We start from the raw sequence: 25274 nt of genomic DNA, 5'->3' as shown, positions 1-25274 counted from the left end.
GCGGATGCTAGATATTAAGACTTGCATTGGTGGCGGGATAGCGATCGCTATCCCGCGATTACCAATTAAGCATTCCAAATGCCGGAACCATCCACATCTAACGGTAGGAAAACCGTCATGACCTCACCTTGCTGGGGTCGTTGCCGTACAATCAGTTTTCCTCCTAACGCTTGGAAGAGATTTTTGGTGACGTTGAGATTGAGGCTCAAACATCCGGTTTCTGGCTGAAACATCAATAGCTGACCAATTGACTTGCACGTTGGTGGGTTGTTGTCTGCGGCTAGCGAGTTGCCGCTTTCGTCAGGTTGGTTTTGAGACTGGAGTTGCAATTTTAGCTGGTCTCCGGCGGGTGTCACCTCCACCTGAATATGACCGCCTGCGGGGATGCTGCGAGTGAAGTTTTCAATTAACCCAGTTAGTACCTGATCCAGCATGGCGGGATTACTGACAACAGCGGGGAGCTTTTGCGGTAATACCACCTCTAGGGTTAAGTTGCGACGATTTGCTTGTTTTTGCCAGCGAGGAATGCTGTTTTGGAAGACCTGCGCCACCGACATCGCAGTCAGGTGAACGGGCGATCGCTTAACGGTTTCTGTTTCTAATTCCACCGCCCGGAAAAACAACTCCATGCGGTCGATTTGCTCGGTACACTCGCGATCGATCGCTTCCAAACGCCTGATGATGTCCGGTGCTAATTCGTTGCGGCGCTTCAGCAACAGCCGCGTTAAGGTGCGTATGGTACTCAGGGGCGTCCGTACTTCGTGGGCAAACGCTTGAAGTAATTCCACATCATTAGAATTTTGAATTTTTAATTTTGAATTTTCAATTAATTTAGGATTCAAAATGGGCAGTTGGGAATTATCTTCTAGCTCTTTACCTTTTGCTTCTTGCTCACACCCAAGACGGGAAAACTCGGCGTCTTTCCGATCGCCTCTAATTTCTTCGGGCAGATGTTTCAATAGCAAGCGGCTAAACTGCATAACGGTTCGATAATCGGGCGCTTGGGGTGCAAAGCGTTCGACTAAAGTTTCTAACTGACTCACTTGATGAAGGCTAGCCAGCAACAAGCGCGATCGCAAAGTTTGCCACGCTTGCTCCACCACTTGCGGATCAAAAGAATATTGGAAAGCTGGGGCACCTGTAATATCTTCTCCAACAACCATCACCAAACTAAACCGTGGTGTAAAAATTACGCAAAACTGTTCGCTTGTTAAGGGATCGGCAGGGATTAACGGGAAGTTGGAAGTGGATTGAGGTTCGTTTTCCTTTTGCTGAGTTGTTGCGGGAGGCAGCAGAAATGGCATTAATGCCAGAGGATTAAATCGCTCTGCTGTAAAAATTCCGGTATGTACGCGAGTCATTACCGCTGGGTGGCTCAGAACCGGCACAGGGCCCGCTAAAACTAAGCCCAAGGTTTGTGGCGAATCTTGTAGCGAATCAGTGGCAGGTTCTAGAACTTGCAGCAGCAACTGTTCCAAGGCAGCGATCGCTCCACACCACTCCCGCGAGGCACGGGCGTACTCTCGTGCCGTCCGGCTGGCAGGGCGCAATCCATGCGCTTTTTCTGCTGTCTGCTCTACAGAAGGCATAACAGAATTTGCCCCAGTTTGTTCGCTGTGTTCGCTCTGGGCTAATATTTCACTGATGGTTGGTAGTAACCACTTCTTTTGCACAAAGATCCACCCCTTTAACGGCAATCAACTGGCGGTGCGTCTTTTAAACTACTTCTGATTATGAGCGTACCGATAGTTGCCCTCTATCGGTGGTGGTATAACCGAACGAATCAGTGGCAATTCCCGCGCTCTGTTCGGAAAAATTTCTCAGGGTCATCGGGGCACAATCTCCCCATTCATGCTCTAGGAGCCGGTTCTCCCTGATAAATGTCCGTTAATCTCTTGGCAACTCCTCTCCTTATAAAAGTAAGTTCATAAAAGATAAGTTCTTTCCCCTTCCCCGAAACAGAAGCAGCTTCGGGGTTAAGTTTACTGTATAAGACAAAGTATAAGTGTCTTTCCACTCATGCTAAGGGGCAAGGAAGAAAGGCATACAAAAAAATGAGCAAAAACTAAAAAGAGTTTTCCGTCAAAAAAACTGATGCAAAAAATGCATTAGGAGCTGATAGAAGAATATCTTTTACCCATCTGTTGATAGAGAAAATTTTACATCTCCAGGCTGATGAAAAGTGTAGAAAAAAACAGAAAGATAAGCAAAGTGCATAAATAAAAAATTGATTCTGTATTTGTGCTGACGGAAGTTATTGAATACTTCTAGGAGGAAAAAAATGACCCTTGACCAAAACAAGCGAGCTGTCGGCGTATTTTCTACACCTGAACAGGCGGAATATGCGCTCAACGAGCTTAGGGACTCTGGTTTTGCCATGAACACAGTTTCTGTGGTGGCACGGGATAGCACTCGGCAAGATGAGGTAGCTGGTGTTGAAGTCAACCCTTACGGAGGTGGCAATGAAGCCGGTGGGGGTGCAGCGGCGGGTGCCTTAGCAGGCGGTGCGGTCGGCGGTTTAGTTGGCGTCCTAGGAGCCTTAAGTGCGTTGGCAGTTCCGGGATTTGGTCCGGTTATCGCAGGAGGTGCGATCGCTTCTATTCTGGGAGATGCTTTAATCGGGGGTGCGGTTGGCGCTGCGACAGGTGGCATTGTCGGCACACTGATGGGTTTAGGAATTCCTGAAGAACAAGCCAAAGTTTACAACCACCGAGTCTCCCAAGGAGATTATTTAGTAATTGTCGAGGGTACGCAAGACGAAATTAATCGTGCTGAATCGATTTTGAACCGGCAAGGTATTCAGCATTGGGGTGTCTACAATGTGACTGGGGTTTCGGCGGTTCCTGACAATTATGGCGCTTCTTCCTCAACCCCCTTCGATCCGATCAGCAGCACGTATCCTTCCCCATTGGGACTCGATCCCCTGGCGACGGGTTATTCCTCTTCGTTAGGAATGAATCCGCTGGGTGCCGCCTCTCCCATCACCTATGTTCCTACAGAAGATAATGTCAATGACAGCGATTTCAGCCGACACAAGCGAGCCGTTGGTGCCTTTGTCAGCCGTCGGGATACGGAAGATGCACTTCACGAGCTGAGTAATTCTGGCTTTCCGATGAGTAAAGTTTCCGTCGTTGCCAGAGATGCAGACCCCCAGGATCAAATCGCTGGCGTTGAAATGAGCGATCGCGTTGATGACAATAACGTTGATGAAAGCGCAACCACAGGGGCGATCGCAGGGGGTGCTTTAGGCGGTCTGACTGGCTTATTACTCGGTTTGGGTGTATTGGCGATTCCCGGAGTTGGCCCAATTCTATTGGCTGGCGCTACCGCAACTGCGATCGCAACCACCCTTGCGGGGAGTGGAATCGGCGCAGCCGCAGGTGGCTTGATTGGCGCACTGCTGGGTTTAGGAATTCCTGAAGATCGAGCGCAAGTTTATAACAATCTTGTGGCTCGCGGTGATTATCTGGTTATGGTAGATGGCACCGAAGACGATATCGAACGTGCCGAATCAGTTCTGAGCAATCGCGGCATTCAAGAGTGGGCTATCTACGATGTGCCGCCTTCTACAGCTTCGAGAACCGATTCTACCAACCGCATCGTCGAACCTCAGGAGAATCTGACGGCTGTGAATGAGATTAAGTCTCAGGATAACGTGACCCAAGTAAGCGATCGCGTTACCATCGTTGACCATCGGCAATAGTTTTTCCAGAATTTCGTGCAAAGGCGCAAAGGCGCAAAGTTTTTCTTAGCGTCTTAGCGCCTTTGCGCGAGATAATCAAAAGTAATTCTCATTTAACGCCTCCACCAATCGTTGAAGATGGGCAGCTTCATGGGTTGCCATTACCGAGATTCGAATTCGACTCGTAGGCACCGTGGGAGGACGAATCGCTGGGGCAAAAATGCCGGATGTTTTTAGTTGATGTCCCATTTTTAGCGCTGCTTCTGCACTTTCCAAGGGAAAGCAGAGAATGGGCGATTCAGAAGGCAGGAATTGTAGTGGCAACTTCTGGGCAATCTGCTGTTTGAGAAAATTGACATTATTCCACAAACTAGCGCGGCGTTCCGGTTCTTTTCGGATGATGCGAAGGGCTTCCAATGCCGCAGCGGTATCAGCGGGGGAAAGAGCCGTCGTATAAATCCAACTGGGTGCCCGATTCCGCAAAAAGTCAATCACAGCCGAGTTGCCTGCGACATATCCACCCAAACTGCCTAAAGCTTTGCTGAGAGTGCCGATTTGAATCAATGGGACATTGCTACAGCCAAAATGTTCTACACACCCAGCACCCGTTGCTCCGAGTACCCCTGTGGCATGAGCTTCATCAACGAGCAGCATACAGCTAAATTCCTCCGCCAGCTCTAACAGTCCCGATAAAGGGCACAAATCGCCATCCATACTGAAGACGCTATCTGTGAGAATCAGGCATCGACGGTATTTTTCCCGGTGTAAATTCAGCTGGGTTTTTAACTCCTCAACATTGCAGTGAGGGTATTCAATAACCATTGCACCGCTAAGAATCGCCCCATTTTTCAGACTGGAGTGATTGTACCCATCAGACACAATCAGATCGCGTTTTCCGACTAAAGCAGCGATCGCTCCCAAGTTTGCCAGATATCCAGAACTAAAAACTAAGGCATCTTCAGTTTGTTTGAGGGATGCGATCGCTTTTTCCAATTCCCGATGCAGTTCCCGATGTCCGCTGAGTAACCGAGAACCCGTGCTACCCGTGCCAAATGTCTGAGTAGCCGCTACTGCGGCTTGGATGAGGCGTTCATCCCCCGCGAGTCCCAAGTAATCATTACTGGCAAAATTGATGACTTCACGCCCCTCCAGCAACACCGTCGCACCCGGACGACTAGCGATCGCTTGCACCGATCGATACCAATCTGCGCGGTGAATGGTGGCGAGGGATTGCTCTACCCAAGCGTAAGGATTCTTTGGCATTCCGATCGGTTATCGCCCCTTTAACTCGCCTGTATAGCAGTTCTCACATTGTTGCAACACACTCCTAACCTCACCCCCAACCCCTTCTCTCCGCTTGCGGAGAGAGGGCAGTATTGAACCCTTTCCTGCTTGCGGGGAGGGGCAGGGGTGGGGTTAAACGGTACTGCGTCCAAACGAGAATTGCTATAAAAGAAAATACAGGAAAAGTGGCAATCATGCTTTCCACCTCCCAGAGACGCTACAGCACCCCTCTATATTTTCATTTTCTCCTTTCACATTCTCCTGGCACAACTCGCAAGCTAAGCTGTCAAATTAGACGCTTGAAAGCTGACGTCAGCACTTGATTCTGGCAAAGGTGGACGCAGGCAAAGATAAGCAAGTGGTCCAAATAAAGGTACTAGCGCCACCGCCCAGAAAATTCGAGCATCCTTTATGCCCCGACGAGCCATATCATCGTCAAACAGTGACGTTAATGGAAACACCAGGCACATCAGACAAAAATCCAAACTGATGAGGTGAACGAATTCCCTGGTTTTAAACTGTTGAATATAATCTCCCCAATCTCCAGCAAATATTGCGTAGGCAAGTAAGCCAATCGTTGTTAACAGTAGGAAAATTCCTGTCCAACGGGAATCTAGAATTTTTAGTAATTTATCCTTCGATCCAGAAAATTCTTGATTTGATTTTCGGAAAATTAAATAGGGGATAAAGCAAATCACACCCGTTCCATTTGCCCCAATGAAATAAGGCCATGAGCGAAACGGTTGCGTTGTGCCATCAGCAAACATCAGACAAGCATAAATCATAGGCCAAACGCCCATGAGCCAGAAGATAGCCACAAGAATTGCATTCACATCTGCCAACTGGAATGTTAACAACTTCCAAACCAGTGAAAACGTCTCTGGTTGAGCAAGTGGATCTAACCATACGGTATAGACAAGAAATGTAATCCATATCAAGAACAAGGCAATTTTTCTGCCCATAATCTTGACCCATAACTTTATACATCAATTATTTAACTTTAAAAGTCCGATAACAGCACTTACCTCCGTCTTAAGTCACACCAACTTGCATTCAAAAGAAAGCCACAGCCTCTCCTTTCTTTCCTCCGCGTCCTCTGCGACCTCCGCGGTTTGTTCTTTCCTAAAAACCTCGAAAATTGTTCACACTCGTGTAGTGTTCGCAACAGACTCTGGTGCCGGTTCAGCACCAGAGTCTGGTAAAGGTGGACGAATACAGAGATAGGCAAGGGGTCCCAGTAGAGGAACCAGCGATACTGCCCAAAAAACTGGGGGAATATTGAACCCTCGACGCACCATATCATCCCCGAGAACGCTCGGAAACAACAGACAGAACAGGCAAAAAGCCAAACTCATGCCATTGACAAAGCGATCGCTTTGGAATTGTTGAATAAACCCTGCCCAATCACCCGCAAGCAAGCCAAATGCTAGCAAGAAAAGCGTGCTGAAATTGAGGATAATACCCGTCCAGCGAGAATCAAAAACTTTCAGCAAGGTATCCTTTTGCCCGGAAAACTCTTGATTCGGTTCCCTCAATGCTAAATAAGGTATTAGGCTAATCACTCCCGTTCCCGCTGAACCCAAAGCAAAAGGCCAGAAACGAATCTTTTGCATCCTCCCATCGACGAACAAAAGACAGCTATAGATGAGTATCCAGATGCCAATCAGGGAAAATATAGAAAGGATAATTGGGTTGACCTGGGTCCACTGACCCGTCAATATATTTTTAATGAGCCTCAGTGTGTCTGGCGTAATTGGCGGTGCCAGCAGCAAAACATAGGAGATAAATCCAGCCCATAATAACCAAAGTGCTGTTTTTCTAGCCATATTTCCATCAAATTTTAATTTCTAGATTGTGCGGGTTGCCGTTCCGTGGAGAAAGCTTCGGCATTAGTTTCTGGTAAGGGAGGACGCAGGCAAAGATAAGCTAAAGCGCCAAACAAAGGAATCAGTGCCACTATCCAAAAAAGTGCAGAATTCTTGATTCCCCGACGCCCCATGTCATCTCCCAGAAGTGCAGGAAATATTAACCACAGCAAGCAGAAATCCAAGCTCATGACATGAACGAAGCGATTTGTCTGGAACTGGTGAATATAATCTGCCCAATTACCGCCCAACAAGCCATAAACAACCAAACTCCCAGCGCCCAATGTCAGCAAAAGACCAAGCCACCGGGAATCGAGTATTTTCAGAAATAAATTCTTTTGTCCGTGAAATTCTTGGTTGGGTTCTCGCAATGCTAAATAAGGTAGCAAAGCAAACGCTCCGACTCCAAAAGAGAACGCCGAAAAAGGCCAAGCTTTTACCTTTTGCTGTTTGCCATCAATCAACATTAGGCAGGCGTAAATCATCGGTACGATGCCCAGCAGATTGAATAGAGCGACAACTAGGGGGTTAATCCCCGCCCATTGACCTGTAGAGAGATTTTTTATCAGTTCAAACGTGCCTGGTTGTTCAGGAGGTGCTAATAGAAAGGCATAGGTAATAAATGCTGCCCAAAGCGACCAAAAGCCAACTTTTCTAACCATATCAATATCAATGAAAAATGAAAAGTAAAAATTAGAGCTAATCGAAATTAGCCATGTTTATCGTTCGTGGTTCGTAGTGAACGGCTACCCATTAGCTAATCGCGATTAGCTATTAGCCATTTTCTAAATTAAGCGGGTTGCGTAAGAGCATCAGAGAGATAATCGGCGGCAGCTTCAACGAGTGCGATCGCATTTTCGTACACCATCCGCGTTGGCCCCAAAACCCCCACACTTCCCACGGGTACTGAACCCTGCTGGTAAGTTGCAGAAATCAGCGTACAGGTACGCATCGGTTCTAAAGGATTTTCCGAACCAATCCGCACCGTCACCCGCGAACCAGAAGTGACATCTGAGATAGCCGTGACATCTGGTCTAGGCCATTCAAAGATTAAAGGCCACAGCTGGTCTTGTTCCTCTTCCAATAGATGTATAAGCGTCTGCACTTGCTGTAACTCGGAAAATTCTGGCTGACGCAATACTTCAGCGACGCCACGAACCATAATTTGAGTTGTGGCAGGTTGGGAAGTGCGACGGATCAAGTCGGAAAGCAGATTTCGCAAGGAATCGACATATCGTTGAAATTCTCGGTCTAGTTCGCTCCAGTCTAAAGTTGCCAATTCACTGAGCGATCGCCCCCGCAAGTGGCTATTCAGAAAATTCGATAAAATTTGCAACTCCCGATCTACAATTTCTGCGTCCGGTTGCTCATCCTCCGATTCTGAGAGCGGTAACTCCATTAAGACGCTAGTCGTCTCATAAGAATCCGTCACCACAATCAGCATCACCCTTCCCGGATCGAGCTGCACCAGTTGCAAATGCCGCAAACGATTAGTTCGAGTCTGCGGCATCGTGATCAGGGTAATATAACCGCTGAGCGTTGCCAGAATTTGCGCTGCACCCCGCAACACAGTCTCGAAACTCTGATGTTCCAAGTTCAAACGGTTTGTGAATAACTGCTCTACCTGACGCCCCAAGGCTTCAGAAGGCTTAATTAATTGATCGACATAAATTCGATAGCCAGAGTCAGAGGGAACCCGTCCAGCCGAGGTATGGGGTTGATAGAGCAACCCCGCTTTCTCTAAGACGCCCATTGCATTGCGAATCGTCGCTGGACTGACGCACAGATTATACTCGTCTACCAAAGCTTTTGAGCCGACTGGCTCAGCCGTCGCAATATAGTGACGGACAGTTGCCCAGAGAATACGTTGTTGACGGTCAGTCAGACTTACTTGCCTAGCCATTTAAACGAAAGCCGAATTGGATAGGGTTTTAAAAACAATTGGAAATTCCTGGACTTCTGATGATGAATTTCTCAGTAAGTCCGGCGCTCTTGTCAAGCAAGCAGCCGATTAAATATAGGATAGGTTAAAACAGAATAGCAGATGCTGCCTTCTGCCTGCCGGTTCGCCACACCCAGCCAGTAGAAGCATAACAGCCGCCGAACTTCAACCTTAGACATACCATGACGATCGATCGCAGAGTTAGGACATTATCGCTACCCGTAACTCTAGAGTCCACAGTCTCTATCAGGATTGTCTGTAGTCTACTCGACTGCATCGAAGTTTGTCAGCCAAAACCTCTAAATACTTATTTCGCTAGTAAAAATTAAAACAATATCGTGAACCGTATTTAATTAAAAAATCTAGCCCCAGCCTTTTTCCTTGGTAAGGAAGAGGAGAATTTCTGCCCTCTTGTTGCAGGAAAGGGTTGGGGGAGAGGTTCCAGCTTCAAGATAGTTTTGTACTGGGATCATTAGTATTGGGAAATTGTCGGATCGACTCGGATTGAGTAGGCATCGATGCCACCAGCAATATTTTTGACATTGGTGAAGCCTTGCATGTGTAGCCACTGGCACATCTGCGCCGAACGGATGCCATGATGACAGAGAACCAGCGTCTCGGCGTGCGGATCGAACTGGGTCTGGATTTGGTCAGCCCAGTCGGCAAATTCCGACAAGGGGAGGTTTTCAAAACCCTCAATGCTGGCGATCGCAACTTCCTGTGGTTCTCGCACATCCACCAATTGCAGACTCTCAGGGGAATCGGCAAGACGGCTGGCAAGTTCTTCTACGCTAATCTGGGGAATATCTTGGCGAAAAGATTGAGCAGACATGAGGTTGTGCAACGCTGGAGATTAACTAAGATTTTAATAGTTGGCAGTCCGATGAGCTGAAATAATAGGTTCTGGCATCGGGATTAGTGTTCTTAGCTGAATCGCGCTCACCCAAGGTCTACATTTCACCATGAAGCGACGCTCGTTTTTCTACGTTCTGGCAGCTGGCGTTTTAGTGCTGCTGTTAATTGGTGCCGGTGGCTTTTACTGGCTGAGGGCAAACAGTCCTCTCGCCCTTCTAGGGGGTGGGGAGGTGACGAACCCATCTGCCACCATATTTGTGCCGAAAAAGGCACCCGTAATGGTGTCATTGCTTGTGAATCCAGATCGGTTGGAAGGGTTGCGGCAGGCTGTAGCGCGTCCCGCGAACCGCAAGCGATCGCGTGCAGAACTCAACCAATTTAAACAAAGCTTACTCGCGAACACGGATCTGGACTATCGCCGAGATATCCAACCCTGGCTGGGGGATGAAATCACGCTGGCTCTCACCAGCTTAGATATCGATCGCACCCGTGACAATGGAGAGCAGCGCGGGCTGCTACTGGCTGTCACCACCAAAAATCCGCAACGCAGCCGCGAGTTTGTGGATTTGTTCTGGCACAAGCAAGCAAATGTTGAGACAGATTTAGTCTTTGAGACTTATAAAGGTGTCAAGCTGATTTATAAGAATCAGGATTCAGTCGTCAAAACTCAAGACGCGGTCAATAAAGGCTTTTACAACCGCGATAGATCGGCATTGCCAAAAGACGCAATAAACCGCGCCTCAGCTCAAAACTCGGTTGCTACCGCAGTTGTTGGCGATCGCTTTGTGTTGTTTGCCAATAATCCTAGGGTGCTGAAAGAAGCCATTAATAATGTGCAAGCGCCCAATCTCAGCCTCAGCGATTCAACTTCTTATCAGCGGGCAATCGAAAGCATCTCTCAGCCGAAAATTGGTCTGACTTATGTAAATCTACCCGCGCTGGCGAAGTTGCTGGGGAACAATTCACAGATGGAAATTGACCCAACCTATGAGAGTTTAGCCATCGCCATCTCTCCAAAAACTCAAGGATTGCTGGCAGAAACCGCTTTATTAGCGGCTACCGGACAGGAAATCCCCTCGACAACTCCCAGCCTATCTCAACCAGTCGGAGCGTTGCAGTATCTACCAGAGAAAATAGCGATCGCAGCTTCTGGTAGTAACTTAGAGCAACTGTGGACTCAACTCACTTCTGGATTAGATAGCGATGATAGCCTTGTCCAACTGATCGATCAACCCATCGCGAATCTCCAAGCTCGTTGGGGCATTGATTTAAAGCAAGATATCTTTAGTTGGGTGCAAGGCGAGTACGCTTTAGGAATGCTACCTCGTGCCGACCGCAAAGATTCAGATTGGATTTTTGTCGCCGAGAAATCAGCAACGACAAAGGCAGAAGCGGCAATCGATCGTCTAGATGCTGTTGCCAAACAGCAAGGGTTGAGCGTTAGCTCATTTACCCTGGAGAATCAACCGATCTCTGCCTGGACACAACTCACAACCACTGCCGATAAGAATCAGGGTGAAGACCAAGATTCAGTCAAGCTAGAGGCACAGGTGAAAGGAGTTCACGCCAGTATCGGCAAGTACGAGATTTTCACCACTTCGATCGAAGCAATGAATCAAGCGATTAAGGCTCCTGATAATTCTCTCGTTAAGAGCGATCGCTTCCAGGCAAACATTACTTCTTTACCCCAGCCAAATAACGGCTATTTGTATCTAGACTGGGCATCTAGTCAGGCGTTCTTAGAGCGTCAGTTGCCAATTGTCAGAGTGGTGGAATTGGTGGCGAAACCGTTATTTAACGAGCTAAATTCGCTTGCCTTTAGCAGCTACGGCAGCGATGACGGGGTTCGCCGCAGTAAAGTCTTTCTCCGCCTAGGTGCTAAGGCTGAGGAATGATTCGCAAATCCGAGTTGGGGAAGGGAATTGGTAATCAGTAATCGCTAATAACTTCCCGCCTCCCCCGCTGCTGAGTCATATTATGATTGCTTGATTCCCATAATTTCCCGGAACCCCAAGAGATAGCTCTTTTGGGGTTCTCCTTTCTTTGAGCTACTGTGTATACACAAGTCTTCTTGAACTGCCAGTTCCGTTTTGCTCCCCAAGCCTTGTTTGTAGTCAGTAAAACAGTTACAACGAACCTAAACGCAACTGAATTTAAACCGAAAAAATGTCCAGCCTCTGCTGTCTAGTTGCCGATATCGCCCACGAAATTAACGACTCTGTGAATTTTATTTATGGCAACCTGGTTTAGACCAATAATTATATCCGAGACCTTCTTGAAATCTGACGCCTCTATAAACTAAGAGGTAGATAGAATTCGGCAAATTGTCTTGAATTTGTGAAATTTCTCATGGTTAGATGAAGCTGAGATGAAGCTGGTTGAGATTCACGAAGGCCTTTAAGTGACGCTAATTTTTCCAATCCGTATAAAAATGCACTAAATTTGGTACCGCTTTGGTTCATAGTTTTTCAATACTAGCCAAGCAATAATTCGGAGGAACTCAAAGCTGCATCTTTAAATTACAAGTAAACTGGAACTTAGTCATAGATTTACGTGACTATACAGTAGATTCGCGGTTTTTTTGCTTTTCACTTCAAAAAAATCTAACAAGTACCATGACAAAAAAAACTGCTAATGGTATAATTCCGCAATCTTTAGGGTTATTTGAATTATTGCCGGTACTTGTCTTGGCTAATTATTTACATTTAAACGAAATTAATACAGTGCGGGAAATTAACGCAGCGGTGGTTAATATCAGTGGTCGTCAGCGGATGTTATCTCAACGCACGGCACTGTTCGCCTTAAGACTAGTCTGTACAAAAGATATTGCCGAGCAAGAGAAATTGCGCTCTACTTTGCAAGCTGACCTGGATTTGATGGAACGATCTCACAGTGGTTTGATCGAGGGCAATCCGGAGATGAAACTACCGGGTCAACCATCATCTGTCGTTCGGTCAATGTACTTTGAGCCACCGTTAAATTTAGACCAGTACATACGCCAATATATCGCGCAAGCGAGAGCGATCGCCCAAGCAACCCCTGAAGAACTAACCTCAGACAATCCGCATCTACATTACATTCTTACAGAGTCTTCTACCAACCTGCTTGAGGCTCTAGATGCAGTGGTGAGCCAATATCAACAAGAAAGTGATATTGAACAACTCGCCCTTAATATTCATCAAGCGGAACTCTACGAGCAAAGTTGTGCCACCGCTGCCAAAGCTGTTGCTCAATCAAAGCATTTAGAGCAAGCTTTGCACGACCTGCAACAAGTCCAATCCCAACTCGTTGAAAAAGAAAAAATGTCCAATTTGGGATGTTTGGTAGCAGGGGTGGCTCACGAAATCAACAACCCTGTTAGCTTTATCTATGGGAACCTAAATTATGCAGTTGACTATGTGCAAAATTTGCTTGATTTAGTGACGCTTTACGAGCAAGAGTGCCCCAATCCTAGCTGCTTGATGCAAGAAAAAATCGCAGAACTCGACATAGATTTTCTCAGAGAAGACTTGCCTAAAGTGATGTCTTCAATGGAAATAGGGGCAAAGCGTATTCATCAGATTGTGCTATCGTTGCGGAATTTTTCTCGCAATGATGAACAGGTTATGCAGCAAGTGAACCTTCACGAAGGGATTGATAATACCCTGCTGATTTTGCAAAACCGACTAAAAGCACATGGCAACCATGCAGAAATTGAAGTGATTAAAGAGTATGCTGATTTACCTTTGGTGGAATGTTACCCAGGGCAAATGAGCCAGGTATTTATGAATTTGCTCGGTAATGCGATTGATGAGCTAGAGCGTTACAGTAGCGAAACCCCAAATAAAGGTTCTATTTCGGGGGTTCGCAGTTCGGATGAATTACTCAACAAACCCAGTCAAATTTTGATTCGCACAGAACTGACCTCTTCCAATACGATTATTGTGCGGATTGCTGATAACGGGCAGGGCATGAATGAAGATGTTAAAGCCCGATTATTTGAGCCATTTTTTACCACCAAGCCTGTCGGTAAAGGTACTGGGCTAGGGTTATCCATTAGCTATCAGATTGTAGTAGAGAAGCACAAAGGTTCGCTTAATTGCGTATCGGTACCTGGACAAGGAACAGAATTTTGTATTGAGATTCCCGTGTGGCACACCCAGGAAGAATCAACACTTAACAGAAGAAATCAACTTTTGGCAAGTTAACAGCCGTGAGAGCGCACCATTTTTGTAAAAAGTGCGAATGGAATTCTCCAGAGATATTTAGTCAAGGAAAAAGTTGTATTTTATTGATACAGCTTTTGTTGTTAATTGTTCATTCTCATGTCTAACTTACCGCCGCTGAATACCGAAACGATTTGGGCTATCCTGAACGATGAAATTGATGATGCCACAGTGAACCAACTAGTGTGGCAATGCTTGGGTTATCGCTACGACGCAGCGGCGAATCAATGGGACGCGAGCGAAGTTCCCCCAGAATGGCGAGATGAATATCCACAACCGCCTGATTTTATTGAGAACCGTCCACCAACGGTGAAGCTGACTCGCTCGATTCCGCCAGAGAACAAGCAGCTACTAAAAGAACAACTCGGCTTTAAAGGCTACAAATTGGGTGAATTTGGTCCCAGGCAGACTCGTCGGGCAACAGCGGCGAATTGGCTGTTGAGCTATATGCAAACCACCCGTTGAACTAAGTCATACTAAGCGGGACTCAAATCACCACTGCCCACGCCCTAAACTATAAACAAGTTATCGGGAGTGGATAAATCCCAGGATTGGCTGACTCCCGGCAACAAATTCATTGAATGGAGACTAATTCAGGTGGAGACAAACCAGAATGTGCCCGTTGAACACCAAAATGTACCTGAAGGGCATCGGGGGCTGCACGAATTTTTGTATAGCTCCGACGACGAACACGCTGCCCCTGAGATAGCGACTCCTGTCGATCTCGAAAACGATGGAACTGAAGTGCTACCGCTTCAGGATTGGTGCGATCGCGTCCAGAATGCGAAAATCGCTGGGGTGTACGCTGTGTTAGATACCCAATACCAGACGCAATATATCGGCTACTCGCGGAATGTGCTGCTTTCCCTGAATGGTCATGTCGCTCAAAATGGGAGAGAAACTTGCGCGTTTGTGCGGGTGCAGGCGTTCAAGTTCCCGAAACGCACGGACATGGAAAATTTGCGAGAGGCGTGGATTTCCGAACTCGGCAGCGTTCCGCCTGGTAACGCTGAGGTCAGTGAGATGTGGGCTAGCACGGTGGGCGAAGTTGCAAAAGCAGCCATGTCGCCCGAAGAGCGCAACGCCTATGAGGAGAAAAAGCTCAAACTTCGCAAGGCGATGGCAGATAGCACGCTCACTAAGGATCTTGCAGATGCCGAGGAAAGTGATGCCAAGCGGCAGCAAAAGCTAGAAGCGGCAGTAAATAACGACGACTGGAGTGCTGTCATTGATGGACAGACGCGGGAAACTCATTCGTAATCGTGAAAAAACACCCAAATGTCCTCATTTGGGTGTGAAAAGACAGGGATTCAATCAAAACTAAAAAGTCATCAGGTAAAAAATTAGGAATCGATAATTTTGAATACCCTTTCGATAGAACGTCTGCCATTAGGCAAGGTAATAATTAGCTGATTTGTATTCAAATTTAGAGTATAAGTGTACCGACCGTTTTTGGCGACATAAACATTCCTCTTTGGAGAAGAAACAGGGAGAAGAATGCTACCTTTGCCATTCTTCGCACGACCGACATAGAAGGTACCTTTGCGGGTGTAACAAATCCCTACATAATGATTGGTTGTTTCGACAGAGAAACCTTCTGCGATGTCGTTGATGCAATCGTTAGAAGCAGCTATTTGGATTGGGCGATCGCTTGCACCGGAAGCACTTTTTGTGAGTTCTGCTGCTTGTACTGTTGGTGCTAAAAATAATAATGCTCCCGCGTTTGCTAAAGCGAGTTTCAATGCTTGTTTGCCATTCAATCCAAGTTTCACGGATGCCATTTCATTTTCTTCCTTTGACAGAGCGTAATCAAGTGAGTAATCGTTTTGTTTAAGGATTAGCTGAAAAAATGAATTTTCGTACTAAAACTAAAAGCTGAACACCCACTATTATGCCTGAAACAAAACTAACAACTAAATAGTGAGAGTTGCTGCTATAGTATTACTCCAAACTATTAATTAACTTTTCAATAGAACGTCTGCCATTTGGGAGCTTAATAACGAGCTGACTCTTACTCATGTCCACCGTGTAAGTGTACGGACCGTTTTTAGCCGTAAATACATTACGGTTGTAAGAAGTAAGAGGAACAGTTATACCACCACGCCCATTCTTGGCATAACCGACATAAGTGTGGGGATTATCTCCGCCGCAAATATACACTAAGTAGTTTTTCGTTTCAGCAGCAACGAAAGTACTTTCATCTCTATGACAACCCACCTCTGTTTGAGCTAGTTCGATAGAGTGGGAAGTCGATAAAGTTTGAGATGCAGGTTGCTGAGAAGTGAAAGCAACCTTCTCGGCACTTTTTTCAGTTAGTTGTACAGCACCTACTGAAGGTGCTAAGAATAATAATGCTCCTGTGCCCGCTAAAGCTAATTTCAAAGCCTGTTTGCAATTGAATTCAGATTTCGTAAATGCCATAATTTGACCTTATTTGTAAGATAATAACCGTAAGATTACGGTTGTTTTTTGGGGAACTATCTGTTTGTCGATAGTTTTATCTTCAGAAGGGCGCAAGGCATTTCCAGAAATCCCAGAAATCTTTTGCGAGTAAACTAGGCAGGAAGCAATAAATCTTGATTTTTAGCCTTCGTATTCGCTATCGATTTCAATGTCAAGGGTTTCTTCATCAAATCGGATGTAGAGAATATTTGGGCGACAGCAAACTTGGCAATCTTCAATATACGACTGCTGACCCCCAGCACTTAGGTCAACAAATGTAACGTTTGGTTCGCCGCAATAGGCACAAAAATACTCAGATGTTGATTGCATTTAATTTATTCCTCTAATCATCGTTATTGAGTCCATCGCAACACTCTTTCATTAACGATGGTTTGATTCCCTTGAATAATGCGTAGCTGGCTTTGGGTAAGAATATAACGGGTATTACCTTGAACAGCAACAAACTGACCACTACTGTTACTAGGAATCGTCACATTAATGCTGTTTTGGGTTCCATTTTTGGCACCCCCAACAAAGACTAAAGTACCCCCCTTAGCCGCACAAATATGGGCGAAATGATTTCTAGTTTCAGCAGCACGGTATAAAGAGGTATTCGGTGGGCAGCGGGTGTTCAGAAGTTGAGCGAGTTCAATCGAGTTGGAAGTTGATAAGGGTTGAACCTGGAGAATTTCTGCTATGTTTTGCAGGGAAAACTCAAAGCGATCGCTCTCGGCACTCTGTTCTCCAGCGTACACCGAAGAGGTCAGGAATAAAAATGCTCCTACGCCCGCCAAAGCTTGTTTTAACATCTGCTTATCCTTGGTTGCTTGCTCTATTCAATTTATAAAAAAAAATCCCCACCAGTACAGCGTCTGGTGGGGGAAAATCTGATAAATGGAACGATTATTTAATTCCCACTTGCATTCTGTAACTGGCGTTTCCTCTAGTCCCGCCAACAACGATCTTATAGTCCCCGCTTCTAGGCAATGTGCCGCTCCAGCTAGTTGCCTCTTGTGCAATAATTCGCCCATTCGGAGCTACGATATCAAAAACAGCGTTGTCTTCAAGAGAGGTAATGCCGATCGTCATTTTCTGGCGTACCTTGGCACCCAGCAGATAAATATCTCTCGTTCCTCGCACGACCGAGTATTCTACAACTGCTGAGCTTTTCCCTTTTGCAAATCGAACCCGCTGGGTGCGACCTTGCGGTTGAGCTGCCAAAACAGTTGGTTCAACTGCCGCAGCACCTGTGGAAGTTACGGTTTTGGCGATCGCTTCTACAGAGGGAATCAAGCACAAAAGCGCTCCTGCACCTACTAGAGTGAGTTTAAAAGCAAATTTACGATTAAATTGAGGTTTTACGAATACCATCTGTTAGCCTGCCTTGGGAGAATAAAACTCTTCTTAGAGTCTCACTGGACTTTCTAACAACTACATCTGTGCGATCGCTGTTTTCATAAAATGCCAGAATCGGCTTATCCGTGTCCTTACGGTCGTAATCACCCCGTAGGCTAGGTTAAGCAGGGTGAAGCCTCCCGAAAATGAGCCTTAGCGTCGGCTAGATGCTTCTGGAGGGTTGCGACTGGTAATGGCCCTTGCAAGTGGTTCCAAGGCAAAACTTGATCTAACGACCAACTGGCGTGGATGTAGGAATCGAGATCCGGCAGTTGTCCTCGCAGTTCTTTAAAGGCACGGCGGTAGCTGCCTAGAGAGTCGCCGTAGTGTCGTGTCAGTTCTAGAAGATGGGAAAGTCGGCGATCGCCTCTCGATATTAAAGCTTGGATTGCTGACCAGTTATAGCTTTCCGGTCGAAACTCAATCCCTTCGCGGCGCAATTGCTTCTCTAAGCTTTTCAGCCGCTTTTCGGCATCCCGATTCACTCCAAACCACTGAAACGGCGTATGAGCCTTGGGGACAAAAGTGCTGCATCCGAGTGTCAAGCGTAACCCAGGCGCGGCTTTTTTTAGCGATCGCATCATCGTCACAGTTGCTTCTAAATCTTCGGGTTCCTCCCCCGGAACTCCTACCATTCCATAGAGTTTGAGGTTGCTTAATCCACCCGCTTTGGCATTGATTGCAGCTTGGATGATTTCCTCATTCGTCAGCTTTTTATTGATAATCTGCCGCAACCGTTCCGAACCACTTTCTACGGCAATGGTGAGCGATCGCGTGTCTCGTTTTGCTAGAGTTTGAGCTAGCTGTACCGTCACCGTATTCGTCCGCACCGAAGCAATGCTGAGGCGGACATCGTCGTACTTTGGCTGGCTCAAATAATCCAGTAGGGTTTCAAACTCTGGGTGTTGCGTAACAGACGCGCCTAATAATCCCAGCCGATTCGTCACCGCCAATCCCCGATCGATGGCTGGAATTAGCGAACTTTCCAAACTCGCTGTCCGAAACGGCAATGTTAGATAACTTGCCAAACAGAAGCGGCACATTTCCGGGCAACTCCGTACCACTTCCACCATATAAATATTTTCCCACGCCGCCTTCTCTGTCACCACAGTGGAAGCGGAAAGCGTATTTCCCCGATAGGTTTGCTTTTCAATGACGGCGGGAATCTCCGCATCTACGGGCAAAATTGACTTGATCGAGCCGTCGGGCGAGTGATATTCGACTTGATACAAACTAGGAATATAGATTCCTGGTACTTGCGCCAAACGCCTTAGTTGAGCTTGTCGGGTAGCAGTTCTAACTTCTTTATACGCATCAATAAAATTGCCGAGTAGATTTTCACCATCTCCCAGCAAAATAACATCAAAAAAGTCAGCAAAAGGTTCTGGATTGGCAGTTAATACGGGTCCTCCCCCAAATACGAGGGGATGATTGTCATCACGCGCAGATGCTCGATTCGGAATCTCTAGCAATTCCAACAAATTGAGGATATTGACATAATCCAATTCCCAAGAAAGGGAAAATCCGACTAATTCAGGCGATCGCAGCAGCGGCTCATGAGTATCTGTAAATAGGCGGCTGACTTCAAGATCGGAGCGCATTGCCAAAGACGCCCACACCACTTGATAGCCTAGGCTAGTGATGCCAACGCTGTACTCATTCGGGAAGGCAAATATAGTTCGGATGGCGTCGGTGTCAGGCGTCGCGGGTGTAAATAAAAGACGTTCTGCGGCAAAAACTCCAGACATCACAGGCAAGTAAAACCTTAAAAGATTATCCTATTCATATTTAATTTTAAGCGATAAAATTATCAGATTAAAAATTAAGGTTAACAAGTTGGCAGCAATAACCGGAAAAGATTGAATGTAAAAACCGTACACCAACCACAAAAACACTCCCGAACAGAAAATAATCAACATTTCCAGGGAAACATCTTTGGCTGATTTTGTTTGCCATACTTTAAACAATTGAGGCAAAAAAGCTACAGTGGTCAAAGTTGCCGCCAAAAATCCCAAACCCGTCACAAAATCCATGCTACTGCCAATTGATTTGCAAAAAAAATTATAGATAAGATTTAACTATAGCAGTCCTATATGATTCGTGAATGTGAGAACCCCGACTTCTTTAAGAAGTCGGGGTTCTGAAGTGATTTGTAATCTCTCTTCTTTCTCTTTCTTCGCGTCCTATAGCGCTAACGCGCATCCGCGCCGCTTCGCGAACGCTAAGGCGTCTAAGCGCTAACGCGCAGGCTCCGCCAATGCGGTTCGTTAATAGAGATTGTGTTCAATGAATCTCAAATCCGGAATTGACTAGAAAACAATAAGCCTGCGTCCGCAAGCTTATTCTGTATAGACGCAGACTAAAGTCTGATGGAAGCAGTGCATCCATCTAAAATACAACTTGGCATCCCTGCATTGAGGGAACAACCGCACAGATGACTGCATTCGCGATAAAACCCAGACCTAAAGAAAAACCACTAACCAAGAGGATTGTTAAAGCTAATAATCCAAAAGGGCTACTTTCTAAAGGTTTTAATGACGGGAAAAATTCACTGAATACATGAAACCCATCCAGAGGAGGAATAGGCAGCATATTAAAGAGAAACAAGCTCAAATTGATAGACGCACCCAGGTAGAGAAATTCAGAACTCAGAATTCTTGTTGAGAACAAACTGAAATCCAATTTGAGAATTAAAAGAAACAGAATGCCCAAGCCTAGATTTAACAAAGGGCCAGCGATAGAAACCAAAATATTGCTAATTTTCTTATGGCGAAACCGTGCGGGATTGATAGGCATTTGTCCCCACGCCATACCAGCAATGCAAAGAAAAATAATTGACTCCCATCCCATGTGAATCACTGGATTCAGGGTCATGTGTCCGCTTTTTTTGGGGGTGTCATCACCTTGGCTTAAAGCAGCTATACCATGAGCGAGTTCGTGTAGCGTCACTGAAGCCACAACCAGGATGATAATTCTTAGAAAGAGTATAGGATCGGTCAGAATTGTTTCAATTAACATCGCTTGACCTCGATAAGGCGGTAATACAGCAACCCAAAACGAAATAAAATCAACAATCAATTGACTGACAGAACTTACTGCACCCAGTAGTTTTGATCGCAATCTTCATAACTTATGTATTTATCTGCTTGGTGGCTGAAGATTACGCACAAACGTTAAGCAAATTGTCCATGATGGATTGGCATCAGAAGGGCGATCGCTTATACTAATCCCAGCGGGTGCATCTGTCTTAAGAAGGATATTTTGAGCTACAAACCGAAGTTACTGTTTTCCAGATAAGTTCCCAAAAAGCGATCCCCCTGAGAAATGTTCTTGGCAAACATTTTTCAGGGGGGATCGCCGACTTCAGCGCTAACCCGCTCCTCTCAAAGCTAGATTTTTATCAAATACCACGTCCGCTCCTCTAATAAGCTCAGCCAGAGAGCAAGAAGCTGATAATTAGGAGTTTGGTAGAAAATACCTTGAGATTTGCCCCATTTCTTGAAGTTACTTAAGCTATCAACCAACAAGGTCTGGAACAAAGCTTGGAACTGGATGACTTTAGGTGTATTCTTTGACGGAATAAAAAAATAACAATTTGACAAAAAGCGAATAAGTTCACATTGTGTAGGCACAGATCCCGGATTCAAGCCATAAAATAGGCAACAATAAGCAGGGAATTTTGCGCCAGAAGTTTTTGGTGATTGAGGAGTTGACGTGACCAAGTTCATCTCAAGACTGAAGGATTTATCAGGCAAGTTCAATGCGGGGGTGTCAAATGAACCAGTCGAGACTCCTGTAGGTAATAAAGAAGAACCAGTCGATACTCCGATTGATGGCAAGGAACAAGACGAAGGACACGCAGACGCATCACGACATCGTCGGGAATTGAAGCGAAATCTCTTGCGGCTGAAGCGCTTCTCCACTCAGGAGCTTCCTAAAATTGTCAAGAAGCCATTCACTGGAGAAAACCCACTCCATCATCAGCGTCGATTTTGGATTGGTTTAGGTGTGGGAGGAGGAGCGATCGCGCTTTTGACTGCTGCGTGGTCGCTGGAGAGTAGCTTACCCGATACCAGCGATGCCTTAACCTTGATGCGACCAGAGACTTTGACGATCAAAGCCTCAAACAACAAAATACTTCAACAAATCGGCCCAGCGACTCGCGAAACCCTCAAAATTGACAAAATTCCCAAGCAGCTAATTCAAGCTTTCATTGCGATAGAAGACAGACGCTTTTACAAACACCAGGGAGTTGATTACCAGGGAGTTTTAAGGGCAGCCTTTTCTAACTTGATAGCAAGAGATGTTGTAGAAGGCGGTAGTACCATCACCCAACAGCTGGCGAGGATGGTTTTTCTCGATCAGGAGCGTAGCGTCTGGCGCAAGCTGAAGGAAGTCCGAACCGCTCAAAAAATCGAAAACGAAAATACCAAAGATCAAATTCTAGAACGCTACTTAAATTTGGTTTACTTGGGAGAAGGTGCTTATGGTGTGGCAGATGCGGCTTGGGTTTACTTTTCTAAGCCGGTGTACGAACTAACCTTATCGGAAATGGCGACACTTGCCGCCATCCCACCAGCACCCAATCAATATTCGCCCATTAAAAATCCACAAGTGATTAAAGAGCGCCGCAATCTGGTATTGCAACAGATGCAGCAGGCAGGGTTCATTACAGCCGCCGAAGCCGAGAAAGCGATCGCTGACACCCTGATAACAAAACCCAGCCGTCCTAAGCGGCTCGAAAGGTTTGCCCCTTATTTCACCGAATACATCCAACAAGAACTGCCCAAGCACGTCTCGCCAGCAGCGATTAAGGCTGGAGGATTAACAGTAGAAACCACCCTGAAGCCAGAATGGCAGGAAGCGGCGGAAAAGGCCGTTATCGAAACCGTTGAAAACCGCGGTCGCGGTCAAAACTTCGAGCAAGCCGCCCTTGTGGCGCTCGATCCGCGTACCGGCGAGATTCGGGCAATGGTCGGGGGAAAAGATTTTTATAAGCAACAGTTTAATCGCGTTACTCAGGCACAGCGCCAGCCCGGTTCGACATTTAAAGCGTTTGTATACACGACAGCAATGGCTGCCGGTTTCACGCCCTATCGCGGCTACCTGGACGCTCCCTACAAAGTAGACGGCTATACCCCCAAAAACTACAGCGAAGAGTACCGGGGCTGGATCTCCATGCGTGATGCCCTGATTGGCTCAATCAATACTGTTGCTGTCAAAGTTTTGGTCGATGTGGGATGGGATACGGTGATCGATGTCGCCCACAAAATGGGCATTGAATCAGAACTGAAGCCGACCTATTCCACTGCCTTAGGTGCCTCTGAAGTGAACCTGCTGGAACTCACCAGTGCTTATGGCACCTTTGCGACCAAAGGGATGCATACCAAAAATTACGGCATTCGTCGCGTTCTTGACCGACGCGGGAACGTTATCTACGAAGCGAAGTTTAAGCCCGACCGTGTCCTCCAAGAAGATACGTCTGCGATTATGACCTGGTTGCTGCGGGGTGTCGTGAATGAGGGGACGGGTCGCGCCGCTGCTCTAGACGATCGACCTGTTGCTGGGAAGACGGGCACCTCGGATGAGGCACGCGATCTGTGGTTTATTGGCTACATCCCCCAAATGGTTGCGGGTGTCTGGCTGGGCAACGATGACAACAAACCGACTTGGGGCGCGAGCAGTACAGCCGCCTACACCTGGAATAAATTCATGGCGGAAGTGGTTAAAGATATCCCGGTCGAGAAGTTCCCAGATCGACCCACCGAGCTAGAAGGACGTAAAGCCCAGCTCACGATCAAGCCCATCAAGCCTAAAAGCATCTTCTCTGGAAGCATCATCTCCAAAAACAGCGACGACGATGATACCCCCCGGCGTAGCCGGTCTCGTCGGGCTACGGATAGCGATGATAGCTCTAGCGAAGAAACTCCCCGGCGTAGACGCTACCGTACTAGCAGCGTCCAAAGCTCCGAGAGCGCGCCTCGGCGGAGACGGCGTCGCAGCCAAGAAGTCCAGCCTCAAGAAGAATCTAGACCTCGCTACCGTCGTTCTCGCCGCCAAGTAAGTACCAATTCTCAAAGCCAAGAGAGTTCAAGCAATAGCAGCCGTCGCTACCGCCGTTCTCGTCGCCAAGCAAGCACAAGCTCTCAGGAGTCGGCACCCGTTCGGCGTTCTGTTCGCAGAAGGGCATCATCAGATTCTACTTCTAGCACTGCACAGCCAAGGAGAAGACGAACTTACAATTCTGCGCCAACCGCTCCACGGGCACCGAGGAGAACAGCGGATGCCGCCCCACCTCCTGCTCCGCCAGCAGCGCGAAAGGAAAATTAGGAACGATTAGAACAACTTCCTAACTCTCAAGCGCGATCGCGAAAACAATGGGGATCAAACTCAGGGGTGATAGACGATCCCCTGAGTTTTGGTACGATAACCAAAAATCGATAAGAGGGTTACAAAGAATGCATTTATTGATGGAAGTTGCTACGAATACGCCCCATTTTCCAGTCTCTGCCACTGCTGTGTACGCGGTAGGTTTTATTGCCGCTGTAAGTATCGGTTCCGTTGCGTGGTATAACTCTAAGCGCCCTGTGGGTTGGGAAGATAAGGAGCGCCCGGATATCGTACCTGAAGTCAAGAAAGAGGCAAATCCTGGTGTAGGCAAGCCTAGCGCGTAACTCTCTAACAGGAAAATTTTTAGAAAACCTATAAAGATTGTAGAGACATTGCGTTCAACGTCTTTACCGCTTATACAAACGTAGGGCAGGGGTATACCCTGCCCTACAGCGTTATTTTTGGAGACAACGAGATAAAACACCTTGGCTCGAAAAAAGGCTAGCGCAGCGGCTCGAAAAAAGACTAGCGCAGCGCCAGAGCCGAGCGCAGGGTGACATTTAAATCGGTGTTGGGGTTAACGACAACAACATCAACTCGTTTTTTGCCCAACAGCAGTCCGCCTAAGGCACCCAAACCAGCACCCCCCAAAATTTCTTCAGTTGCGATCGCTCTGTCTCCAGTCAAAGCACCGATTGCGGCTGCGGCGGCTCCACCAACGGCGGCACCTTTCAAAATGGAACTGGTATTCGTTCCCCGGCTAACTTGTTCGGTGCGAGTAATCACTCTGGAAGAGGCATTGATATACTGCCGTTTCCCGTTGTTGAAAACTAATTCTCTAGCAACAAACTGGGAACCGCCTCTCGTCGCGGGTTGCAGTTGACCAATCACCTGAGTTCCTGCCGGAATTAAGATAGTTCCGCGAGTATTTCTGACATTTGTTGCCACCGTCAGCGTTAAAGGCATCGTTTCCTTAGGAGACACAACGATTTTATTTGCCTTGTTATAGCGCAAGGGGAGGGTTGTACCTGAAGGAATGCTGACTTGGGAGACAGGTGGAGGCGGAAATTCGTAATATTGGGCAGCAGCAGGCGCAGGCATGACGAAGGGGGCAGCTGCACCGGCGGTCATTGTCAATGCCATGAGTGCAGCGGTTCCTGATTTCCAGCGATTGAAGCGAGACATAGGGAACACTCTCAGCAATTATACGGATAAGGGTCAAGACGCTTCGCGGCTAAATTTGTTTCTTGACAATTGCACTGATTTAGTGCATA

The 25274-nt window shown here is 46.9% G+C and carries 24 protein-coding genes; 7 read left to right on the top strand and 17 right to left on the bottom strand.

Annotated features, from left to right (window positions below; translation table 11 throughout):
- Positions 1-65 precede the first annotated feature (65 nt).
- Positions 66-1673 (bottom strand): HAMP domain-containing histidine kinase, encoded by a 1608-nt coding sequence (locus NDI44_RS13985; RefSeq protein WP_190410388.1) that lies wholly within the window; start codon positions 1671-1673, stop codon positions 66-68.
- A gap of 608 nt (positions 1674-2281) precedes the next feature.
- Here NDI44_RS13985 and NDI44_RS13980 point away from each other — a divergent pair.
- A complete protein-coding gene (locus NDI44_RS13980) occupies positions 2282-3703 on the top strand; it encodes a general stress protein (RefSeq protein WP_190410386.1) in 1422 nt (473 codons plus the stop codon).
- A gap of 75 nt (positions 3704-3778) precedes the next feature.
- Here NDI44_RS13980 and bioF read toward each other — a convergent pair whose 3' ends face one another.
- The 7 genes from bioF to NDI44_RS13945 form a co-directional block, all read right to left on the bottom strand.
- Positions 3779-4945 (bottom strand): 8-amino-7-oxononanoate synthase, encoded by a 1167-nt coding sequence (bioF, locus tag NDI44_RS13975; RefSeq protein WP_190410385.1) that lies wholly within the window; start codon positions 4943-4945, stop codon positions 3779-3781.
- 299 nt (positions 4946-5244) lie between these two features.
- Positions 5245-5928 carry a DUF2834 domain-containing protein gene (locus NDI44_RS13970; protein ID WP_190410384.1) on the bottom strand — a complete coding sequence of 228 codons (684 nt, stop codon included), beginning with the start codon at positions 5926-5928 and terminating at the stop codon, positions 5245-5247.
- 180 nt (positions 5929-6108) lie between these two features.
- Entirely contained in the window at positions 6109-6792 is a 684-nt protein-coding gene (locus tag NDI44_RS13965; RefSeq protein WP_190410383.1) for a hypothetical protein, read from the bottom strand.
- A 14-nt stretch (positions 6793-6806) separates the two neighbouring features.
- Positions 6807-7493, bottom strand: coding sequence for a DUF2834 domain-containing protein (locus NDI44_RS13960; protein WP_190410382.1), 687 nt, complete (start codon positions 7491-7493; stop codon positions 6807-6809).
- Positions 7494-7621: 128 nt separating this feature from the next.
- Positions 7622-8734, bottom strand: a complete 1113-nt coding sequence (hrcA, locus tag NDI44_RS13955; RefSeq protein WP_190410381.1) for a heat-inducible transcriptional repressor HrcA — start codon at positions 8732-8734, stop codon at positions 7622-7624.
- A gap of 124 nt (positions 8735-8858) precedes the next feature.
- Complete coding sequence (locus NDI44_RS13950) at positions 8859-9050, bottom strand: hypothetical protein (RefSeq protein WP_190410380.1); 192 nt, start codon at positions 9048-9050, stop codon at positions 8859-8861.
- A 195-nt stretch (positions 9051-9245) separates the two neighbouring features.
- Positions 9246-9605 (bottom strand): rhodanese-like domain-containing protein, encoded by a 360-nt coding sequence (locus tag NDI44_RS13945; RefSeq protein WP_190410379.1) that lies wholly within the window; start codon positions 9603-9605, stop codon positions 9246-9248.
- Positions 9606-9735: 130 nt separating this feature from the next.
- Here NDI44_RS13945 and NDI44_RS13940 point away from each other — a divergent pair, with 130 nt between their 5' ends.
- From NDI44_RS13940 to NDI44_RS13925, 4 genes are all read left to right on the top strand, one after another.
- The gene (locus tag NDI44_RS13940; RefSeq protein ID WP_190410378.1) at positions 9736-11523 is read left to right on the top strand and encodes a DUF3352 domain-containing protein; all 1788 of its coding nucleotides are present in this window, start codon (positions 9736-9738) and stop codon (positions 11521-11523) included.
- A 720-nt stretch (positions 11524-12243) separates the two neighbouring features.
- Positions 12244-13815, top strand: a complete 1572-nt coding sequence (locus tag NDI44_RS13935) for an ATP-binding protein (RefSeq protein ID WP_190410377.1) — start codon at positions 12244-12246, stop codon at positions 13813-13815.
- Between the two features lie 117 nt (positions 13816-13932).
- Positions 13933-14298, top strand: a complete 366-nt coding sequence (locus NDI44_RS13930; protein ID WP_190410376.1) for a DUF1823 family protein — start codon at positions 13933-13935, stop codon at positions 14296-14298.
- 132 nt (positions 14299-14430) lie between these two features.
- The gene (locus tag NDI44_RS13925) at positions 14431-15093 is read left to right on the top strand and encodes a GIY-YIG nuclease family protein (protein ID WP_190410434.1); all 663 of its coding nucleotides are present in this window, start codon (positions 14431-14433) and stop codon (positions 15091-15093) included.
- Positions 15094-15176: 83 nt separating this feature from the next.
- Here NDI44_RS13925 and NDI44_RS13920 read toward each other — a convergent pair whose 3' ends face one another.
- From NDI44_RS13920 to NDI44_RS13885, 8 genes are all read right to left on the bottom strand, one after another.
- The gene (locus NDI44_RS13920) at positions 15177-15614 is read right to left on the bottom strand and encodes a hypothetical protein (RefSeq protein ID WP_190410375.1); all 438 of its coding nucleotides are present in this window, start codon (positions 15612-15614) and stop codon (positions 15177-15179) included.
- A 160-nt stretch (positions 15615-15774) separates the two neighbouring features.
- Complete coding sequence (locus NDI44_RS13915; protein WP_190410374.1) at positions 15775-16254, bottom strand: hypothetical protein; 480 nt, start codon at positions 16252-16254, stop codon at positions 15775-15777.
- A 162-nt stretch (positions 16255-16416) separates the two neighbouring features.
- On the bottom strand, positions 16417-16605 hold the full coding sequence (locus NDI44_RS13910; protein ID WP_190410373.1) for a CPXCG motif-containing cysteine-rich protein: 189 nt from the start codon (positions 16603-16605) through the stop codon (positions 16417-16419).
- A gap of 23 nt (positions 16606-16628) precedes the next feature.
- Positions 16629-17084, bottom strand: a complete 456-nt coding sequence (locus NDI44_RS13905) for a hypothetical protein (RefSeq protein ID WP_190410372.1) — start codon at positions 17082-17084, stop codon at positions 16629-16631.
- Between the two features lie 94 nt (positions 17085-17178).
- Complete coding sequence (locus tag NDI44_RS13900) at positions 17179-17646, bottom strand: hypothetical protein (RefSeq protein ID WP_190410371.1); 468 nt, start codon at positions 17644-17646, stop codon at positions 17179-17181.
- A 140-nt stretch (positions 17647-17786) separates the two neighbouring features.
- A complete protein-coding gene (locus tag NDI44_RS13895; RefSeq protein WP_190410370.1) occupies positions 17787-19421 on the bottom strand; it encodes a radical SAM protein in 1635 nt (544 codons plus the stop codon).
- 27 nt (positions 19422-19448) lie between these two features.
- The gene (locus tag NDI44_RS13890) at positions 19449-19703 is read right to left on the bottom strand and encodes a SemiSWEET transporter (RefSeq protein WP_190410369.1); all 255 of its coding nucleotides are present in this window, start codon (positions 19701-19703) and stop codon (positions 19449-19451) included.
- A gap of 355 nt (positions 19704-20058) precedes the next feature.
- Positions 20059-20790 (bottom strand): site-2 protease family protein, encoded by a 732-nt coding sequence (locus NDI44_RS13885; protein ID WP_199304697.1) that lies wholly within the window; start codon positions 20788-20790, stop codon positions 20059-20061.
- Positions 20791-21384: 594 nt separating this feature from the next.
- Here NDI44_RS13885 and NDI44_RS13880 point away from each other — a divergent pair.
- Positions 21385-24000: a PBP1A family penicillin-binding protein gene (locus NDI44_RS13880; protein ID WP_190410368.1), complete on the top strand. Its 2616-nt coding sequence runs from the start codon at positions 21385-21387 to the stop codon at positions 23998-24000.
- A 128-nt stretch (positions 24001-24128) separates the two neighbouring features.
- Positions 24129-24344 (top strand): hypothetical protein, encoded by a 216-nt coding sequence (locus tag NDI44_RS13875; protein WP_190410367.1) that lies wholly within the window; start codon positions 24129-24131, stop codon positions 24342-24344.
- 181 nt (positions 24345-24525) lie between these two features.
- Here the strand turns inward: NDI44_RS13875 and NDI44_RS13870 are convergent, their stop codons facing one another.
- Complete coding sequence (locus tag NDI44_RS13870; RefSeq protein WP_190410366.1) at positions 24526-25185, bottom strand: hypothetical protein; 660 nt, start codon at positions 25183-25185, stop codon at positions 24526-24528.
- Between the last annotated feature and the right edge of the window lie 89 nt (positions 25186-25274).

The sequence above is a fragment of the Trichocoleus sp. DQ-A3 genome (assembly GCF_039961975.1).
In the GTDB taxonomy this organism is placed as follows: domain Bacteria; phylum Cyanobacteriota; class Cyanobacteriia; order Cyanobacteriales; family FACHB-T130; genus FACHB-T130.
The sequence above is the reverse complement of the archived record's forward strand: the minus strand, read 5'-3'. Positions and strand labels throughout refer to the sequence as shown.

Excerpts from the sequence above, each read along its gene's own strand:
- NDI44_RS13940 (WP_190410378.1), top strand. The coding sequence starts at position 9,736 with ATGAAGCGACGCTCGTTTTTCTACGTTCTGGCAGCTGGCGTTTTAGTG.
- NDI44_RS13875 (WP_190410367.1), top strand. The coding sequence starts at position 24,129 with ATGCATTTATTGATGGAAGTTGCTACGAATACGCCCCATTTTCCAGTC.
- NDI44_RS13970 (WP_190410384.1), bottom strand. The coding sequence starts at position 5,928 with ATGGGCAGAAAAATTGCCTTGTTCTTGATATGGATTACATTTCTTGTC.
- NDI44_RS13935 (WP_190410377.1), top strand. The coding sequence starts at position 12,244 with ATGACAAAAAAAACTGCTAATGGTATAATTCCGCAATCTTTAGGGTTA.
- bioF (WP_190410385.1), bottom strand. The coding sequence starts at position 4,945 with ATGCCAAAGAATCCTTACGCTTGGGTAGAGCAATCCCTCGCCACCATT.
- hrcA (WP_190410381.1), bottom strand. The coding sequence starts at position 8,734 with ATGGCTAGGCAAGTAAGTCTGACTGACCGTCAACAACGTATTCTCTGG.
- NDI44_RS13890 (WP_190410369.1), bottom strand. The coding sequence starts at position 19,703 with ATGGATTTTGTGACGGGTTTGGGATTTTTGGCGGCAACTTTGACCACT.
- NDI44_RS13965 (WP_190410383.1), bottom strand. The coding sequence starts at position 6,792 with ATGGCTAGAAAAACAGCACTTTGGTTATTATGGGCTGGATTTATCTCC.
- NDI44_RS13960 (WP_190410382.1), bottom strand. The coding sequence starts at position 7,493 with ATGGTTAGAAAAGTTGGCTTTTGGTCGCTTTGGGCAGCATTTATTACC.
- NDI44_RS13900 (WP_190410371.1), bottom strand. The coding sequence starts at position 17,646 with ATGGTATTCGTAAAACCTCAATTTAATCGTAAATTTGCTTTTAAACTC.
- NDI44_RS13905 (WP_190410372.1), bottom strand. The coding sequence starts at position 17,084 with ATGTTAAAACAAGCTTTGGCGGGCGTAGGAGCATTTTTATTCCTGACC.
- NDI44_RS13915 (WP_190410374.1), bottom strand. The coding sequence starts at position 16,254 with ATGGCATTTACGAAATCTGAATTCAATTGCAAACAGGCTTTGAAATTA.
- NDI44_RS13945 (WP_190410379.1), bottom strand. The coding sequence starts at position 9,605 with ATGTCTGCTCAATCTTTTCGCCAAGATATTCCCCAGATTAGCGTAGAA.
- NDI44_RS13950 (WP_190410380.1), bottom strand. The coding sequence starts at position 9,050 with ATGCAGTCGAGTAGACTACAGACAATCCTGATAGAGACTGTGGACTCT.
- NDI44_RS13980 (WP_190410386.1), top strand. The coding sequence starts at position 2,282 with ATGACCCTTGACCAAAACAAGCGAGCTGTCGGCGTATTTTCTACACCT.
- NDI44_RS13910 (WP_190410373.1), bottom strand. The coding sequence starts at position 16,605 with ATGCAATCAACATCTGAGTATTTTTGTGCCTATTGCGGCGAACCAAAC.
- NDI44_RS13920 (WP_190410375.1), bottom strand. The coding sequence starts at position 15,614 with ATGGCATCCGTGAAACTTGGATTGAATGGCAAACAAGCATTGAAACTC.
- NDI44_RS13870 (WP_190410366.1), bottom strand. The coding sequence starts at position 25,185 with ATGTCTCGCTTCAATCGCTGGAAATCAGGAACCGCTGCACTCATGGCA.
- NDI44_RS13930 (WP_190410376.1), top strand. The coding sequence starts at position 13,933 with ATGTCTAACTTACCGCCGCTGAATACCGAAACGATTTGGGCTATCCTG.